Origin of the sequence: Pseudoalteromonas sp. KS88 (assembly GCF_004766475.1) — a bacterium.
Taxonomy (GTDB): Bacteria; Pseudomonadota; Gammaproteobacteria; order Enterobacterales; family Alteromonadaceae; genus Pseudoalteromonas.
In genome coordinates this window covers 224,369-240,049 of sequence record NZ_PYHV01000009.1, presented here as the reverse complement: position 1 = coordinate 240,049, position 15,681 = coordinate 224,369, and the positions used below count along the sequence as shown (strand labels likewise).

The 15,681-nt window shown below is 38.5% G+C and carries 15 protein-coding genes and 1 rRNA gene; 8 read left to right on the top strand and 8 right to left on the bottom strand.

The window, feature by feature from the left end:
- Nucleotides 1–91 precede the first annotated feature (91 nt).
- Nucleotides 92–206 (top strand): 5S ribosomal RNA (rrf, locus tag C7Y70_RS06800).
- Between the two features lie 416 nt (nt 207–622).
- Here rrf and C7Y70_RS06795 read toward each other — a convergent pair.
- The 3 genes from C7Y70_RS06795 to C7Y70_RS06785 all read right to left on the bottom strand — a co-directional run bounded on the left by C7Y70_RS06795 (nt 623) and on the right by C7Y70_RS06785 (nt 2,035).
- Nucleotides 623–1,054, bottom strand: coding sequence for a secondary thiamine-phosphate synthase enzyme YjbQ (locus C7Y70_RS06795; RefSeq protein WP_135473925.1), 432 nt, complete (start codon nt 1,052–1,054; stop codon nt 623–625).
- Nucleotides 1,051–1,518, bottom strand: coding sequence for a chemotaxis protein CheX (locus C7Y70_RS06790; RefSeq protein WP_058561911.1), 468 nt, complete (start codon nt 1,516–1,518; stop codon nt 1,051–1,053). The genes C7Y70_RS06795 and C7Y70_RS06790 overlap by 4 nt, the downstream gene beginning before the upstream one ends.
- Nucleotides 1,519–1,600: 82 nt before the next feature.
- On the bottom strand, nt 1,601–2,035 hold the full coding sequence (locus C7Y70_RS06785) for a transcriptional repressor (protein ID WP_135473923.1): 435 nt from the start codon (nt 2,033–2,035) through the stop codon (nt 1,601–1,603).
- 93 nt (nt 2,036–2,128) lie between these two features.
- On the opposite strand from C7Y70_RS06785, the gene C7Y70_RS06780 reads away from it, so the two are divergent.
- From C7Y70_RS06780 to C7Y70_RS06770, 3 genes are all read left to right on the top strand, one after another.
- The gene (locus tag C7Y70_RS06780) at nt 2,129–2,749 is read left to right on the top strand and encodes a MarC family protein (protein ID WP_135473921.1); all 621 of its coding nucleotides are present in this window, start codon (nt 2,129–2,131) and stop codon (nt 2,747–2,749) included.
- 475 nt (nt 2,750–3,224) lie between these two features.
- Entirely contained in the window at nt 3,225–4,382 is a 1,158-nt protein-coding gene (locus C7Y70_RS06775) for an XRE family transcriptional regulator (protein WP_135473920.1), read from the top strand.
- A 16-nt stretch (nt 4,383–4,398) separates the two neighbouring features.
- Complete coding sequence (locus C7Y70_RS06770) at nt 4,399–4,899, top strand: hypothetical protein (RefSeq protein ID WP_135473918.1); 501 nt, start codon at nt 4,399–4,401, stop codon at nt 4,897–4,899.
- 25 nt (nt 4,900–4,924) lie between these two features.
- Here the strand turns inward: C7Y70_RS06770 and C7Y70_RS06765 are convergent, their stop codons facing one another.
- Nucleotides 4,925–5,440, bottom strand: a complete 516-nt coding sequence (locus C7Y70_RS06765) for a pyocin activator PrtN family protein (protein WP_135473916.1) — start codon at nt 5,438–5,440, stop codon at nt 4,925–4,927.
- A 97-nt stretch (nt 5,441–5,537) separates the two neighbouring features.
- Here C7Y70_RS06765 and C7Y70_RS06760 point away from each other — a divergent pair, with 97 nt between their 5' ends.
- Entirely contained in the window at nt 5,538–6,146 is a 609-nt protein-coding gene (locus C7Y70_RS06760) for a hypothetical protein (RefSeq protein WP_135473914.1), read from the top strand.
- Between the two features lie 143 nt (nt 6,147–6,289).
- Here the strand turns inward: C7Y70_RS06760 and C7Y70_RS06755 are convergent, their stop codons facing one another.
- The gene (locus C7Y70_RS06755; RefSeq protein WP_135473912.1) at nt 6,290–6,634 is read right to left on the bottom strand and encodes a hypothetical protein; all 345 of its coding nucleotides are present in this window, start codon (nt 6,632–6,634) and stop codon (nt 6,290–6,292) included.
- A 114-nt stretch (nt 6,635–6,748) separates the two neighbouring features.
- Between C7Y70_RS06755 and C7Y70_RS06750 the strand changes: the two genes are divergently transcribed.
- Both C7Y70_RS06750 and C7Y70_RS06745 read left to right on the top strand, forming a co-directional pair.
- Complete coding sequence (locus tag C7Y70_RS06750) at nt 6,749–7,024, top strand: hypothetical protein (protein ID WP_135473910.1); 276 nt, start codon at nt 6,749–6,751, stop codon at nt 7,022–7,024.
- Nucleotides 7,025–7,074: 50 nt separating this feature from the next.
- Complete coding sequence (locus C7Y70_RS06745; RefSeq protein ID WP_135473908.1) at nt 7,075–7,485, top strand: hypothetical protein; 411 nt, start codon at nt 7,075–7,077, stop codon at nt 7,483–7,485.
- A gap of 29 nt (nt 7,486–7,514) precedes the next feature.
- Here the strand turns inward: C7Y70_RS06745 and C7Y70_RS06740 are convergent, their stop codons facing one another.
- From C7Y70_RS06740 to C7Y70_RS06730, 3 genes are all read right to left on the bottom strand, one after another.
- A complete protein-coding gene (locus C7Y70_RS06740) occupies nt 7,515–12,194 on the bottom strand; it encodes a hypothetical protein (protein WP_135473906.1) in 4,680 nt (1,559 codons plus the stop codon).
- A 250-nt stretch (nt 12,195–12,444) separates the two neighbouring features.
- A protein-coding gene (locus tag C7Y70_RS06735; protein ID WP_135473904.1) for an IS3 family transposase occupies nt 12,445–13,592 on the bottom strand; the annotation gives its coding sequence in 2 pieces (ribosomal slippage) (nt 12,445–13,355 and nt 13,355–13,592; 1,149 coding nt in all).
- Nucleotides 13,593–13,624: 32 nt separating this feature from the next.
- Entirely contained in the window at nt 13,625–14,470 is an 846-nt protein-coding gene (locus C7Y70_RS06730) for a tyrosine-type recombinase/integrase (RefSeq protein WP_135473902.1), read from the bottom strand.
- Between the two features lie 132 nt (nt 14,471–14,602).
- Here C7Y70_RS06730 and dusA point away from each other — a divergent pair, with 132 nt between their 5' ends.
- The gene (gene dusA, locus C7Y70_RS06725; RefSeq protein WP_135473899.1) at nt 14,603–15,577 is read left to right on the top strand and encodes a tRNA dihydrouridine(20/20a) synthase DusA; all 975 of its coding nucleotides are present in this window, start codon (nt 14,603–14,605) and stop codon (nt 15,575–15,577) included.
- Nucleotides 15,578–15,681 lie beyond the last annotated feature (104 nt).

Sequence of the window (15,681 nt, the reverse complement as noted above, 5' to 3'; positions counted from 1 at the left end):
CTCTTAGCGCGTAGCGTTAACATTGAGGCACCTTGCGCAAAGGAAATGGTAGCACTACGTGCTTTGTCATTACTCCTTTGCACCATATTTGCTTGGTGACAATAGCGTTTTGGACCCACCTGACCCCATGCCGAACTCAGTAGTGAAACGAAACAGCGCCGATGATAGTGTAGCATTTGTTATGTGAAAGTAGGTCATCGCCAGGCTCCAAATACAAGAAAGCCCGACTCGAAAGAGCCGGGCTTTTTTACATCTGTAGGAAAGTTACCGAGTAGTACAGCGTCAACCTATACACCGTAGCGTGGGTTGAGTATTTGACACCCACGGATAAAAGAACGCAACGAGCACTTCAGAGCCCGGTGAGTCATTATTAAAGAATATCAATCATACGGTGTATATGAAGTAGGTCATCCTACTGCGTAGCGCACCATGGCGCCAAATACAAGAAAGCCCGACTAGAAAGAGCCGGGCTTTTTTACTTCTGAAGGAAAATATGAATAGGTAGGTTAACCTGACCACCGTAGCGTGGGGTGAGTATTTGACACCCACGGATTAAAGAACACGACAGAGTATGAGAGCGAAGCATTTGTTATGTGGCTCTTTACCGCTGTAGGTAATCGCACTAAGCGCAAACTTGACCTTGCAAGGTTGCTACAATGCGTCGGCTGCCACCATGATCTCTGTGCTCACCTAAGTAAATACCTTGCCATGTGCCGAGTTGTAAACGGCCATCACTAATTGGGATTGAGAGTTCACAGCCTAATGTGCTGCTTTTAATATGCGCAGGCATGTCATCATCACCTTCATAGTCATGGCGGTAATAAGGCTGGCACTGAGGAACAAATTTATTGAAATGACTTTCCATATCCATACGAACGGTTGGATCGGCATTTTCGTTGATTGTTAGACTTGCAGAGGTGTGTTGTATAAACAAGTGAAGTAAGCCAATTTTATAATTCGCTAACTCGGGAACTTGTGAAGTAATCTCGTTATCAATAATATGAAAACCTCGCGAGCGAGGTTTTAAATTAATTGTTTTTTGCAGCCAGCTCATAGCTTATCAAAGCTGACTTCAATATTTGCATTGCCTGAATCTGAAGTGAAAGGGATTAAAATTTTTGCCCCTTCGCTTTTATGGGTAATTGTATGGCCTTCGCCAGATACAACAATAGGTGTTGCCATATCAAAGTCATAGCCTTTCTCACCGAGCAAGTTCTTTGCGCCACCTGTTACCATATTGGTTATTTCACCAACCATATCAGTTACTTCTTCGTTAACAGAATCAGGTCTTTCGCCAAGCATGCGTTCCATAATTGTAAGCGCTAAACTTTTATCAAAGGTGATAGAAAAAGAACCTTTGGTCTGAGGGCCTACCATACCTATCAATCCTGAAACATCACCACAGGCAATTTCATCTTTTTTGATTCTAGGTTTTCCTGGCTTTAATTCTGTTTGCGCCATTGTGCTTAACACATTTAATAAGGAAGCTAGAAAAGGATTGATAAACTCTACATTCATTGTTACTTGTCCCTTAAGTTTGGCAGTTAAACTGCGTTTATATACTTTAAAGTGTAGTGCTTTATTTTAGCTCTGCACTTTATTATTCTTTACACGACGCACATTGTCCATGCGCTTCAATTGTTTGACCCGAAACGGTAAAGCCACTTTCAGCCGCTAAACTATTTAGTTCGTGCGATATGAGGGTCGAGTGCAATTCTTTTACAAACCCACAACTATCACAAATTAAAAGTTGTACTGGGTGTATGTGATCAAAATGATGACACAGCATAAAAGCATTAGTACTTTCAATTTTATGTATAAAACCTAATTCAGACAAAAAGTCTAATGCGCGGTAAATTGTTGCTGGTTTTGCACCTGATTCAGTTAGTTTTAGCTGTTCAAGTAAATCATAAGCGCCAACACCGCCTTGTGCACTTGCGAGAAGGCGAAATACTTTTTCACGGATAGGGGTAAATCGAGCCCCACGGTTGTCGCACACATGCTTTGCTTTACTAACGAGTGATTCTATATTCATCTTCTCTTATCCTTACGCTACCGTGATATACTAACATATTGTATTGTACTTGCAGCGTTTTTATTAGACGGTTTTAATCTAGGAAGTTTAGCAATGAATGAATTATTAGCGATTTTCATATTCTTTTTTGCCGTTATCGATCCTATTGGCACTGTTCCTGTTTTTATTGCGGTAACGCGTGGAGATAGTGAAAAGTTCAAGCGCAAAGTCATTTACAAGGCTGTTGCAGTTTCTGCAGCGGTACTCCTTTTCTTTGTGGTAGCAGGGGAGGCGTTATTAAACGCAATCGATATTCCACTCTCAGCATTTCAAATTGCTGGCGGGATAGTACTTATGTTATTTGCTTTATCAATGATATTTGGTGAAAGTAAGCCTGAAGAAGAGATTAAAAGTGTAAGAGACAGCACTGAAACTGCTATCTTTCCACTCGCAATCCCCTCAATTGCCAGTCCCGGTGCGATGCTTGGTGCTGTTTTGATGACAAGAAACAATGAATATACATGGGTAGAACAAGCGATTACTTCATCCATGATGTTAGCCGTTTTAGTTGTCGTTTTAATTTTACTTTTACTCGCGACCCAGGTGCATAAATTAATTGGCGATAGTGGTGCGAGTATTATTAGCCGTATAATGGGGCTTATTTTGTCTTCTGTAGCCGTAAATAATATTCTTGACGGTATAGCTCATTATTTTGGTCTTAGTATTTCTGTCTGAACTACGGAAAATTTTACTTAGATTTGAAGTTTTAGAAGAGCTTGAGTTCATAATAGTTGAGCTAACGGTTGTAAACTACGAAACCTCGTAAGAGAATGCCGATAAATAATGACAGCTAACCCCTCTTATTTACAACCGGCTTATCATTGAAGCGCTAATACTATTTGTGTAAAATGCAGCGCCTTTATTACTTGTAATGCAACCTGAGGATTTTACTTTGAATAGACGCTTTTCTGTTGCCCCCATGTTAGACTGAAACAACTAACCGTCTATATGTGATTTAATTTTATGATTTATAAGGGATTTAATCTCTAGTTCGAAATCGACTGTCTTCCTATTGTCTTCCCATCCTAATGAAATAACCGAAAATATCCAGAAATAATCTTCACCTTAATATTTAAGTTGGCATAAACTAAATAGTGATTAATTTATCTATTTGTGTTATTTTGATTACTACTGGTAGGGGAGGAATATCATGTCTAGAGAAATTATTGCACACAATTTGAAACGGCTTAGAGCTGCGGCTGAATTGTCTCAATCAGCTCTGGCAGAACTTGCAGACTTGTCTTTAAGTGGCTATCAAAAGCTAGAAAGAGGTAAGGCTGATGCACGCCCTGAAACCATTAAAGCTATTTCTAAGGCTTTAAAAGTAGCGATCCCTGATCTATTAGCAGAAGTGAAATCATTAAAAGAGATCCGCTTTCGTTCATTGAAACGTTTGAAAACTCGCGATCAAGTAATTGCAGATGTTGTGACTTGGTTGGCTGATTTCGACTTCTTGGAGACTGTGACCGAGCAGAAACAAGAGCATCAAGTAGCGGAGCTTTGGGATGCTTACCAAGAATATGGTTCCGAAAGAATTCCAGAATTTGCTAATCATTGCCGCCGAGTGTTCGGCTTAGGTGATAAAGATCCAGTACATGATATTTGTGGTTTGTTGGAAGCTAGGGGGATTAAATTAAAGTCTTCAATTGTCGCTACTGATGCCTTTATGGGACTGTCTGTTAGCTCTAATGAACAAGGTGGTCCTGCGATTATTGTTAATACTTGGAGTAGAATGCCTGTTGAAACTTGGATCTTCAGTGCTGCACACGAACTCGGCCATATGCTAATGCACCTCGGCTCTTATGATATTCAAGCGCTAGATGAGGATGAAAACCAAGAAAGTGAAGCGGATAGATTTGCTTCTCACTTTTTGATGCCACAGGAGTCATTTGACAGAGAGTGGGAAGAAACTGCGGGATTACCTTTAGTTGATCGAGTTTTCAAAGTGAAGCGCGTTTTTAAGGTAAGTTGGCGTACTGTTCTTTATCGCTATGCTGAGAGTTTGCCTCAAGCGCAAAGAAATAAAGTGTGGATGAATTTTAATTTTGCACACAAGCAAAGAACTGGCTCTGCATTACTAAAACACGATGAACCAAATGGTGTTTCAGAAGAGGTTTATAAAGTTGGGTTTCAGCGCAGTGCTGGCAGTGAGCCATACCCACTAGATCGATATGATTTTCAGGAAGATAGACTGCCTAAGTTAGTTCGTGAAGCTGTTGAGTCAGGCTTGATTTCATTATCTCGCGGCGCAGAAATTTTGAGGTTGTCATATAAAGATATGCGCACACTATCTGCAAACTGGATTTAAAGGGTGAACACGCTAAATGCCAGTAATAACAGATGCCAACGTTCTAATTGATTATGTTGAATCCGACATTACGATGTTGGCCATTTACTCTTCGGAAATAGAGCAAGTTCTTATACCTGAAAGTATTTTTGATGAAGTTGAGCAGTTGTCACTACCAGAATGTGAACGCTATGGATTGCAAGTGGTTGAAGAAGACATGGATGTGATGATGCTTGCTTCTACTGAAGTTCATGGCCCTCTTTCTTATCAGGATAAGGTTTGTCTCTACCTTACCAAATCAATGGATGATGCAACTTGTATCACTAATGAGAAGGCACTAAAACGGTTTTGTGAAGAGCAGGATATTTCTGTAAAGCGTGGCTTAAAATTAATGATTGAGCTTGTTGAACACGACAAAATAGATGCTGAAGTTGTTATAGGCGTTGCTCTAAAAATTCAAGAAAACAATCCATTATTTATTAACGATGCTGTTATTGAAGACTTTAAAGCTAAAGTTGCAGAGGTGAATACAAACTAGAACATCCGTGTTCAGCATTGACTTGCTAATTAAGTTTAGAGTTTTCGTATGCGATGGCTTTGCCTATCAATTCTTCCTTGGCCTTTTTGCGGCGAGCGTCCAACAACTCTACCAAGTCATCAATATGTACAAGTAAAGGTGCTTTTTGACTATCCATAATTTTAAAAACATTTAATGCCAACTCACCCGACTTGATCTTCTTTACAGTAATGTCATAGCTAAAAGGGAAAAACTGTTCAGCGACATCGGTTAGATGAATAATACAGCTGCCAAATTGTTCAAGTAATCCTAAGCGAGTAGTGACCATGTTGTTTACCTCTGTGTTGTGTTTACGGTTACGACGATTTTCGATAAGAGTGGATAAACCAAATAAGCTAAGTTTTCTTTTTGAAGAGCTTTGCAAAACTAAAAGTTTTGGGTTGTCGCTGAGCATTTTTTCAAACTTAGATTTATTGCGTTCACCAAAATACTTTTGCCGAATATCATCTGCTGATATTTCATCAGCACCATATTCGTTGAAAAGTAGATTAAGTGTTTTCAAAGGATTACTCCGTCCCAATTTTTAATAATGCAGGCATAATGTGCGGAATTAATATAATCTGTTATTATCTACTTAGTTTTTTTGAGCAAATGGTTTTATGGTAGAAAATGCAAGCGATTCTGCACTCATATACACCGGAAAAAGTGAAGTATATGAAGGTCGAAAATGTAAAATATGTGGTTGCACATTAAAAATCAGAAAGCGAGGTTGTCACGATTGCTATTTGCTTGCCCGTACAAATCAGCGGCCATTAGCTGACCTTAAAAAAGAAAATATAACTAGGCGAAATAAAGCTATAACGGAAGGACTCAAAACTTTTAAGTCAGCGTATCGATGTGATAAGTGTGTTACTTTAATGGACTCGATCCCAGAAGAAAACAAAAGTGCGATTAGAAAAAAGTTTAAAAATAGGAAAGATAAAGAGGCAAGGCTAGGTTGGTATCGATTCACAGCCAACAACTATTGTATAGATTGCAGTGTGATCGACTATCGTGCGAGGCAGCTTTATTTTCAACACCCTAAAAACCCAGAGTTCGATAAAGACGGAAAGAAAGTTATTTGGACTGATATACCCATTCCGCAAGCAGGTAGTGAGTCTGAGTTGCTGATGGGAATGTTTAACCCTGGGGCAAAAGAAGCTCTTACATACCTGAGAAACTTTTTCGAAAAAGAAACTGATAAGAAAAGAAAGCCCGTTAAAAAATAAACGGGCTGTATTAGTGATGTGGTCGCTACATTAAAAGTTCGGATATGGTTTATTCGTCGTTCTTTTGTGTAGCTATTTATATGTAGCACCAACTACGGAAGATTTTTATAGTAAAAAAGCCAGCAAATAATGCTGGCTCAGTTTTATATTGTCTTCCAGAAGTCTTTTAAGCCGCATCCAAAGAAATGGTAAAAGAGGCTTAACGAGTTTGACTCTAGAAGAATATATTGACGAATCTCTGACTCAAATTGTTTGAGTACGTGAAAGTTGCAAGCAAAAAGCACATTGGTCATAGGGCGCAGTTCAACAGGCAGCCTGTTCATTATGTTGTTGCTCACTAAAATCACCTCCTGCGAGGTAACGTAGTTTCGCACATAGATAATGTAATCCTCACCGTTCTCCAAGAGTGTTAGAAAATCCTCATCCTGACAAATTGGTGGAGGGTTACTAAAAAGCTCAACAACATTATCATTCGATTCAATATTCATAGTTTTCTCCATATTAGTTTTTATGAACTCAAAACTAATTAGCTACACACCAAGAAAATTTTCCTGAAGTACGCCTTTTTAAGTTTGAAATTAACTTAATAAGGAATAACTACTATGAAGAATACGCAAATAAATGCAGCAGTTGTCGCCGGACTGTTTGAAGACTTAAGTCACAAGTTTATGGATTTTCATGATGAAATTTGCGAATTGAAATTGACCGATAAAAACCAATATATAGATGTACTTTTGGTGAAATACATAGGTGCAGGTGTTGAAAGTGAGGAGTTACCAATAGTCAGAGCAATCCTAACAAGTATTTGTGATCACAAAGGAAGTTTATGGACTGAAGATCAGAAACAATTAGAGCTTAACTTCTCTAAAGATCAATAATTTCCTCAGTTGGAGCCTTTTTATCTCCGAGTTCAAAACTGGAGATAAAAATGAGCCAAAATCAACAAATCAAATTCGTTAAGCAATTAACCAGAGCATCAAAAGCACCATTTGAGACAATTTCAACAAGCTTATGGCTAGCGAATGTCATCAGTGCAGATGGTGAACCACTAATTTTAGACTATTCCAGATATTTATATATTCATAGAGATGCTGTGGGTAAGGTAACCGGAATATCAATTTCTAAAGCTATGGTGGATGACCACCCAAACGTTAATTCTCAGTACCTTATTGGAGAGCTAATGTATGAGATCTTAATTTTCTACATCGAAGAAATAGAAAACTTTTGCCAACTTTGGGCTAACGAATTTGAAAAATACTTTTTGTTACCACCAGATGACTACTTTGAGGCTGCTTCATGGCGTTGGAATAGTATTGTTGTTAAAAGTACAGAAGTATAACCATTAGCGACTCATAATGAGTCGCTTTTTTACAATAAACCATTATCTATTTTATCAGTGGCTGTAATTGCAGAATAAACTTCAGCTTGTAGCAACTCATCCCATATATTTAGGCATTGGACAAGAGCTTCATCGTCCTCGTCACTTGTTGCTTCTTCATAAAGTCGCTGTAAAACTTTAATTAAATCGCCTTCACGTAAGTTCATATCTCGCTGTTCTTGATCTACCAATTTAGAGTTCAGAACATTTCTTATCAACGTTAAAATGTCATCAGAAATATCTAAGATGCGCTCACAACGCTCATCTAAATAATGGAATATTTGCCAAAGACTAAAAATCGCAGCTTTCGAAGACGCTAGAATACTAAAAAAGTCTTTAAATTCTAGCCTGTTCCAATATTCCTCATTGCTTACACTATTTCCTATTTTTCTTAAAATATCTTTATCAGTATCGTTTGCTAATAACTCGTACAGAGGGAGTATTTTTAATATTCTATCGTTGTAAATATTTTCCCTCAAAAACTGATTGATGACGGTTGTGGCGCCATCTTTAATTTCTTTAGTGCTGCTACTTAGATCTTTTATATCTTCAGAAAAAAGCTCAAAGAAAAACCAACGAGCTACTAATTGTCTTCCAGCTTCTGTAGCAACATCCGAAAATTGTGATTGCTTCATGTTCCGGACTAATTGAATATAGTGTTCAGTAAATTGACAATTCTCAGAAAAACTATCGTTGAAAAAATAATGGCTTCCGCGTGCACAACTCATTCTTATGTCCTTTGTGCACAGCTCTAAAAATTTTCTATGGGCTAGCTTACGGTTATAGTTAAATAGTGGAAGCAACAACTCCATAGCTGAATAATTTACAGCAGGGTGTGGGTCAGCAATGGCGGCATCAACTAAATAGAGTAGTTTATTCGCCTTTTCCTCACTGTCCCAAAATAATCGTCCAATGCCTCGATAAGCAATGCCTCTAGTTGTATTGATTGCATTTGAAGCAAGTTGTTGAGGATCGGCAAGACTCGGATCTTCCGTCTTGCTCGCATCCCTGACATTTAAGCGTTCTATCTTAGGATCTTTAGAGTTTAAAGCTAGGTTAATTAAATTATCCCGTGAATCTAGGCTCCAACCAGCCTCTGCAATTCTTTCTTCATAAATTCTAACTATTTGGTAATCGAACCCTTCAATTCCAAAGTGTTTGATCACTTGTTCAATAAGTTCTACAGGGCAAGGTTGCCAATTATCTTTATACTTTTCAGTTACTTTACTTGTATCAGTGCTAGACAGGCCATAGTAAATCCACGTTATATATTCTTTTTCTATTGTTTTTGGCAGTGTTAGAGCAAATTGAGCAAACCTTGTTGGTTCATTTTCAATGGCGGAATTAAGGCTTCTAGCAAATTGTTCAACACTAGATTCACAAACAGAGTTTTTACTTGATTGTCGCCATGTTCGACTGTTAGTGCGAGCTAAAGGAGCAAGGATCAGCTTTCGCCAAGTTTTATTTGATAGAAGATTTCCTGTAGGTAGTGGTGACCTAACAACCCCCCCCCTATGATTAAAAGCACGACAAAAATCACGCTCTTTATATTCACTAAATTTGCGCTCTAACACGTTCTTTAGCTGATCAGATGCTGAACTAATTCGATTGTCAGCAAGTTTTGGTATCAAAAAGTGCTGTAATTCCCCCCAGTACGAATAATAAACACCAGCTCTTCTATTTTCGAGCCGCCATTTGTAATCCTCAATTGAACCTTTAGGAAAATAGCCATATATTGTCAGTTCGAGTTGCTCGAATAAAGTATCGGAACAGTGAGGAGAAAACTTTTCTATCAGTTTCCCAGGAAGTATCCATTTAGGTTCAGCATAAGTATTTCCACAGTTTAACCTCACTTCTGATTCCGCCAGAATCCAGTCAATTACATAGTCGGCTTTGCTGACTGGCAATTGAATCAAAACCTTTGCTAATAAGTGGTTTAAAATTAAAGAAGTTGTTTTTAAATACGGTTTTATTATGTCATTCAATGCATCTGGGTCGTTTTGCAGGTTTCCCGCTGCATTTTCAATTATTTTAATAACATAGTGGGATATACTTTCAGCTGTATCATAATGAGTGTAACCGTCTCTTCTAAGCCAAGTATTTTCGTCTTGGTCTTCATCAAGCTCAGAAATAATTTGGCTAATATTTGCTAACAAACGTTTCAGCGCTTTTTTAGGGATATGGTCTGCAATTATTTCTGCACCTTCCATGTCAGACTCGGAAAATTTGTCCCTGTTAGTTAGTTGTCGGATTTTATCGTCAACATAGTATCTAGGTTTTCCTAATACAGGTTGATAATGCTCCAAGAGCATAACGATTAAATCTAATGCACGCTCCGGTGAACGTTTAGGTAATTTTCTCCAGTCAACAAAGTTTGTACTGGAACCTAATCTCAGTAACTTTTTTCTCAACTCAAACATTTCGTTTGAGTCATCCTCTAAATTCCAACACAGTGCACTAAAAGCTAGTCTATTTGAGTCACCGGATGCTCCAACTATACGTTGCACTGCTTGAATAACTTTTTCAGGTATTTTCTCTGCTACAGAACTAAGCAGCTTTGCTGCCTTTCTTTGTATCTCTTGATTTGACCCTTCAAGCCACTGGGTCAAAGTTCCATTATTAATAAGGTACTCGATGATGGCTTGGTTGCCATACGCAGATATTGATAAGAAGTATGGTCTATGTTGCTCCAACAATAAAATTGAATCTACAAACATTTTAGCGGGCGCTTTTAAATCAGTTACCTCTTTCAATGCATTAAAAGTTAGGTATTTAAGATGAAACCTGATGCTATCGCACTCTAGTAAGGTTTTAATACTATTGAAAAAAATTTTCTGCCCTTCAGCAAGCAGCATATTTAAAGCGTATTTAAGATGCTCTCTTTTTGTTAAAGTCTGTTTGTTAAAGCTGCCTATTTGTTCAAGTAATTTTTCTGGGGATTCTAAGGCTGCATTGAATAAGTTGTAACCAACTTGATAGTCAAATAGAGCTTGATGTCGAAAACTGATTTGTTTGTTTTGTATTGTTAAAATCCCAACAGAAGTCAAGATTTTTAATGCATTGACTGGGATGTTTATCACAGAGGACTCAGCTATGGACAACTTAGACTGGACAGTCATTAGTCTTAAAACTTCATCTAACGCATTGGTAATTTGTTGTTCGGTAACGCTTTTACTTGCAACCGTTATTCGGTCATCCCAAAAGCTTTTTACTAGCTCTAGTTTGTTGGCAAAGTTTGGTGCTGTACCACTTGATTGAGCAATGGACAAATAGATACTTAACCATAGTGGAATTGATAAAGTATTTTGTTTAGCTTCGGTTAACTCTGAAAAGTTTTCATAAGGAGTTACGAATCTAGATATATCGCCTTCGGACAGCTTAGTAAGCTTAACTGTGTTGACTAGCTCTCGGTCATCCATCATTTTAACCCAAGAGTTTAAAGCTACATCTTCAATAATATCAAAGTCTCTTGAAGCAAATACTATTGATATGTCGATATTTTGTCTTCGAAGTTCTACTATTTGACGTACTAGATCTTGGCAAATATTTAAAGCTTCATCTGAATGTGCTGCCGTCCACCTTATTGCATCTAATTGATCAAGAATTAATACTATTCTTTGACCGCCAGCATATTCAGAAAGTGCCTGTACAGGAGAATAAGGGAAACCTAGAGATTGTCCCATTATGTCTGCGTTTTGTTCTAATTTCTGCCTGTCGAGCCTAAATGAAAGTATAACGTGTTGCTTGCTTTCTAGCTTGTTATGTAACTCCAAAAGGAACGCGCTTTTACCCATCCCAGCTTCAGCGGTTACTAAAGTTACAGGGAATTCTTTTATTGAATCAATAGTCTCAGTTATCTCCGGCCTCGTAATTAGGGTATTACTAATTAAAAATGGAGTTATTGATTGTTTGAAGTTTTTATTAACATTCGCAATGGTTGTTGAAATACGACTGTCGTCAACAGTTAACTTTTTCTCAAATCCTGCTTTAGACAAATCTTCAACCAACATTTGAGTAGTTATCTTAGCCCTTAACTTATTTTCATTGTCGGCATAGTGTTTAAGATAATCGACAAGTAAGTTCGGTTTTCCTAAATACAGTCTGTTTGCATAGTCATGAAGTAGCTCAACTGTGAACTTATCAATTTGGTAAGGCTTTATAATTAAACTTCTTAAAACTAGCCTCGCTTTTTCCAGATCGACATCTTCCTCAGTATTAAGGTTTAAACGTTTACATAACTCCTCAAAATGGGCTTTTCGGGCTTTGCTGGAACATATCTGTTCCTTGTAGAAATCTTTTACGTCTTCAGGGCTATTTAGTGCGCTGTCGCGCAGATCAGATAATTGTTTGGAAGGTAGCGGAGAAACAACATGAAACTCTCTATTTCCTCTAGATATTTGCTCATAAGCATTTGCCAATATACCTTTCTCAGCTAAAAGGCTTATTGTCCAAGTTTCTCGGTCTCCTGAACTTGATTTACACTGGTGATGTTCAGCAGAGCTGTCTCTATTTTCAACAATGACATCCGTGCCAACTTCGTCAGAGCCTACAGGTTCTACAATGACAGATGTAATTTTTTCATCTAGTAACCTTAATAGCTGATATGCAATCCAGCTTGCTTCGTATCTATTCCCTATTTTTTCAGCATAGCCACCGCTTTCTAATGCCATTATCCCTCCTGAACAACCTTAGACTTAATACATTATCTTATTGTTATATGTGGCACAAATAAATCAAAACAATAGAGGCAAGGAAAGGAATTTTCTCCATTTGGTACTATTTAGAGTTAGGTCATTATAATTTACATGAGGATGCTCAATCACCACTTAGAAAATGCCGTCAACCACCGCTCCCAGGCCGTGGAACGTGACTGGAAGCCCCTAAGGAAATCCAACTGACATTTGGACTTCCCAGCTTTCACTAGACAGTTTTTAACTCAGAATAATACGCTTCTTCAAACTTAGCAGGTGAAACACCGCCTGTATGTGAGTGGCGCTTTTTGGGATTGTAAAACATTTCTATAAAATTGAATATCTCAGCTTTCGCATCTTCGCGTGTCGAGTATATCTTACGCTTAATTATTCGCTTTTTAATTGTCGCAAAAAAGCTTTCAGCAACCGCATTATCATGACAGTTCCCAGCGCGGCTCATTGAAGGCACAAGATTATGTACTTTCATAAATGCGAGATAATCAGCGCTACCGTATTGACTACCTTGATCACTATGCACCATTACCTCAGCCTTCGGTTGACGTTGATATACAGCCATCAACAGTGCGTTTATAACAAGGTGCTTGTCCATATTTTTATCCATCGACCAACCCACAATACGCCGAGAGAATAAATCCATCACTGTTGCCACATATAAAAAACCTTCATAGGTTCTTATGTAAGTTATGTCGCTTACCCACGATTGATTCGGCGCTGGTGGGTTAAATTGACGCGCTAATAAGTTATCTGCAATCCGCGATGTCTTACCGCCTTTAATATGGCGGCGCTTATACCCAATTTGCGCTTTAAGCTTATGTTGTCGCATGATCTTAGCTACACGATTTACGCTGCATTGCTCACCGGCTTCACGTAAGTCAGCATGTATCCAAGGGCTACCATACGTGCCGCCGCTGGCTACGTAGAATTCTTTGATGAGTTTCAACAAGCGATTATCTTCAAGCGCTCTATCGCTTAAAGGCTTTTTTAACCACGCATAAAAACCACTACGATGCAGTTTAAAAAGACGGCACATCGTCGTAATGGAAAACTCATCTTGGTGATCACGAATGAAGCCGTACTTTACTCGGGGTTGCTGGCAAAGTACCTTGCGGCCTTTTTTAAAATATCCCGTTCCTCCGTGACACGTTTTAATTGCGCTTCTAATTTAGCTATCTTCAATTTTTCATCGGATGATTGAACGGCTTTAGGTTTATCCGATAACTGGCTCCGCCAGTGATATAACGTTTTGGTACAAATATCTAATCGTTCAGCGACTTCTGCAACTGAATATCCACGCTCTGTAATTTGTTTAACAGCCGCTTCTTTAAACTCTTGGGTATAACGTTTGCCTTTGCTCATAAAACACCTCTTATTAGAAGTTACAATGTAACTTATTGGGTGTCTAGCAAACTATGGGAAGTCCAAAGTATTTCAATGGCATTACCAAGAAGTGGGATTTCATCATGATTGCCACTGGAGCCGTTTGGGTTTTTACGGTCTCGCACTAATATTGTTTTTCTTGCCAAATTGAGATCACTCCACCGTAATGAAGTGACTTCTGATATTCGCAGGCAGGTAAGCAAAGAAATCTTGAAAATACTAACGTAAGGAATTTGGTTGCAATGGTGCTGAGCCTTTTTAGTCAGTTCATTCAGTAGCTTGTCGTACTCGTTACACTCTAATCTACGGCTTCTTGGAGTTGATTTTCCTATAAGTTTAAGATCGTAAAGTGCTTGATAAGCTTCAACAACAGGTTGTTGATTACAGTGCACGCCAAGTAGCGACTTACCAATTCGAAGCACCTTTCTTATTAAGCTTACATCGATACTGATGGTTGCTGGAGAGGGATTATGTTCTGAATTTTTGCGTTGCAAACAAAATTGAACAATATCGTGGCTTTGTATTTTAGAAGAAACTAACTCGGCAATAGGATATTTGATAATCGTTTTATAGCTGTAACTAGCAGTACGACCCAGAGGGCGGTTCGACTTTTCTTTGCTTTTCATATACTCATTGATTAGATCTCCTAATGTCATTTCTTTTAGCCCTAGATGATGCATCGCCTCATTTATTTCTAATTGACTCACTAGGTTTTTGGCCCACTTAACAGCAGCCGTTTTTGATGAATGTGTTTTAGATTTTGAAAAGGTAATTTTGCCCTTATTTTTCTGAATAACCGACGCACAAAACACAGGTTGTTCTGCGCGAAATCGTTTTCGGATGGTATAATGAGCCATAATTGTTGTCTGCCTATTGTCTTCCTGAGGGTTAAAAATCAGAGGAAATAGCCGGAAATCGTCAGAATTTTAGAGAATCAAAAAGTTGTTAAAAATTAACGTAAAGCCATATAAATCGGTAGGTGCAGAGAGATGACTGCAAAAAAAATAGATCGAAGATTTTCAGTAGCACCCATGCTCGATTGGACAGATCGCCACTGCCGTACTTTTCATCGTAAAATGACAAAGCACACTGTGCTTTATACCGAAATGGTTACTACGGGCGCAATTTTGTTTGGTCGTGGTGATTACCTTCATTTTAATCAGCATGAAAATCCGGTTGCTTTGCAATTGGGAGGCTCTGATCCCGAAGCGCTTGCTAAATGCGCTAAGTTGGCAGCTGAACGTGGTTATGATGAAGTTAATCTGAATGTTGGCTGTCCGTCTGACCGTGTTCAAAACGGGCGGTTTGGTGCGTGTTTAATGGGCGAACCGCAACTGGTCGCCGAGTGTGTTGCTGCCATGAAGGCCGAGGTGAATATACCAGTAACGGTTAAAACGCGCATAGGTATAGATGAACAAGATTCATATGAGTTTTTATGTGAGTTGATTGAAGCAAGCCATAAGGTTGGCTGCGATGATTTTATTATTCACGCTCGTAAAGCATGGTTAAAAGGCTTAAGCCCTAAAGAAAACCGAGAGGTTCCTCCTCTTGATTACCCACGTGTTTACCAACTTAAAAAAGATTATCCTCAATTACATCTAAGCTTAAATGGTGGCGTAAAAACAATTGCTGATAGTCAAACACACCTTGAGTATGTTGACGGTATAATGATCGGCCGTGAAGCGTATAGTAACCCGTTTATTCTTAGCGAAGTTGATGAAGCCATTTATAATGAGCAACCCTTCACTTTATCTCGCCATGACGTAGTACGCTCAATGTATGACTATATTGAGTTAGAGATGCAGCAAGGTGCAAATTTTTGGCATATTGCACGCCATATGCTGGGCATTTTTCAAGGTCAGCCAGGCGCGAGGGGGTTCCGTCGTCATTTATCTGAAAATGGACATGGAAAGCAGGCAGATTTATCAGTAATGGATAAAGCACTCAGCTTTGTTCCTGAGTAGTTTTTTATTGAATACGAATAAAGCCGCTTTTTAGCGGTTTTTTTTGATCCTAAAAGTTAGTCAAAACATTCATTTTTTAGTTAATTTAACTTTTCCATTCATTC

Bases quoted from the DNA above. Each gene is read 5' to 3' on its own strand.
- C7Y70_RS06780 (WP_135473921.1), top strand. From the start codon at position 2,129: ATGAATGAATTATTAGCGATTTTCATATTCTTTTTTGCCGTTATCGAT.
- C7Y70_RS06740 (WP_135473906.1), bottom strand. From the start codon at position 12,194: ATGGCATTAGAAAGCGGTGGCTATGCTGAAAAAATAGGGAATAGATAC.
- C7Y70_RS06795 (WP_135473925.1), bottom strand. From the start codon at position 1,054: ATGAGCTGGCTGCAAAAAACAATTAATTTAAAACCTCGCTCGCGAGGT.
- C7Y70_RS06770 (WP_135473918.1), top strand. From the start codon at position 4,399: ATGCCAGTAATAACAGATGCCAACGTTCTAATTGATTATGTTGAATCC.
- C7Y70_RS06790 (WP_058561911.1), bottom strand. From the start codon at position 1,518: ATGAATGTAGAGTTTATCAATCCTTTTCTAGCTTCCTTATTAAATGTG.
- dusA (WP_135473899.1), top strand. From the start codon at position 14,603: ATGACTGCAAAAAAAATAGATCGAAGATTTTCAGTAGCACCCATGCTC.
- C7Y70_RS06750 (WP_135473910.1), top strand. From the start codon at position 6,749: ATGAAGAATACGCAAATAAATGCAGCAGTTGTCGCCGGACTGTTTGAA.
- C7Y70_RS06785 (WP_135473923.1), bottom strand. From the start codon at position 2,035: ATGAATATAGAATCACTCGTTAGTAAAGCAAAGCATGTGTGCGACAAC.
- C7Y70_RS06745 (WP_135473908.1), top strand. From the start codon at position 7,075: ATGAGCCAAAATCAACAAATCAAATTCGTTAAGCAATTAACCAGAGCA.
- C7Y70_RS06730 (WP_135473902.1), bottom strand. From the start codon at position 14,470: ATGGCTCATTATACCATCCGAAAACGATTTCGCGCAGAACAACCTGTG.
- C7Y70_RS06775 (WP_135473920.1), top strand. From the start codon at position 3,225: ATGTCTAGAGAAATTATTGCACACAATTTGAAACGGCTTAGAGCTGCG.
- C7Y70_RS06755 (WP_135473912.1), bottom strand. From the start codon at position 6,634: ATGAATATTGAATCGAATGATAATGTTGTTGAGCTTTTTAGTAACCCT.
- C7Y70_RS06760 (WP_135473914.1), top strand. From the start codon at position 5,538: ATGGTAGAAAATGCAAGCGATTCTGCACTCATATACACCGGAAAAAGT.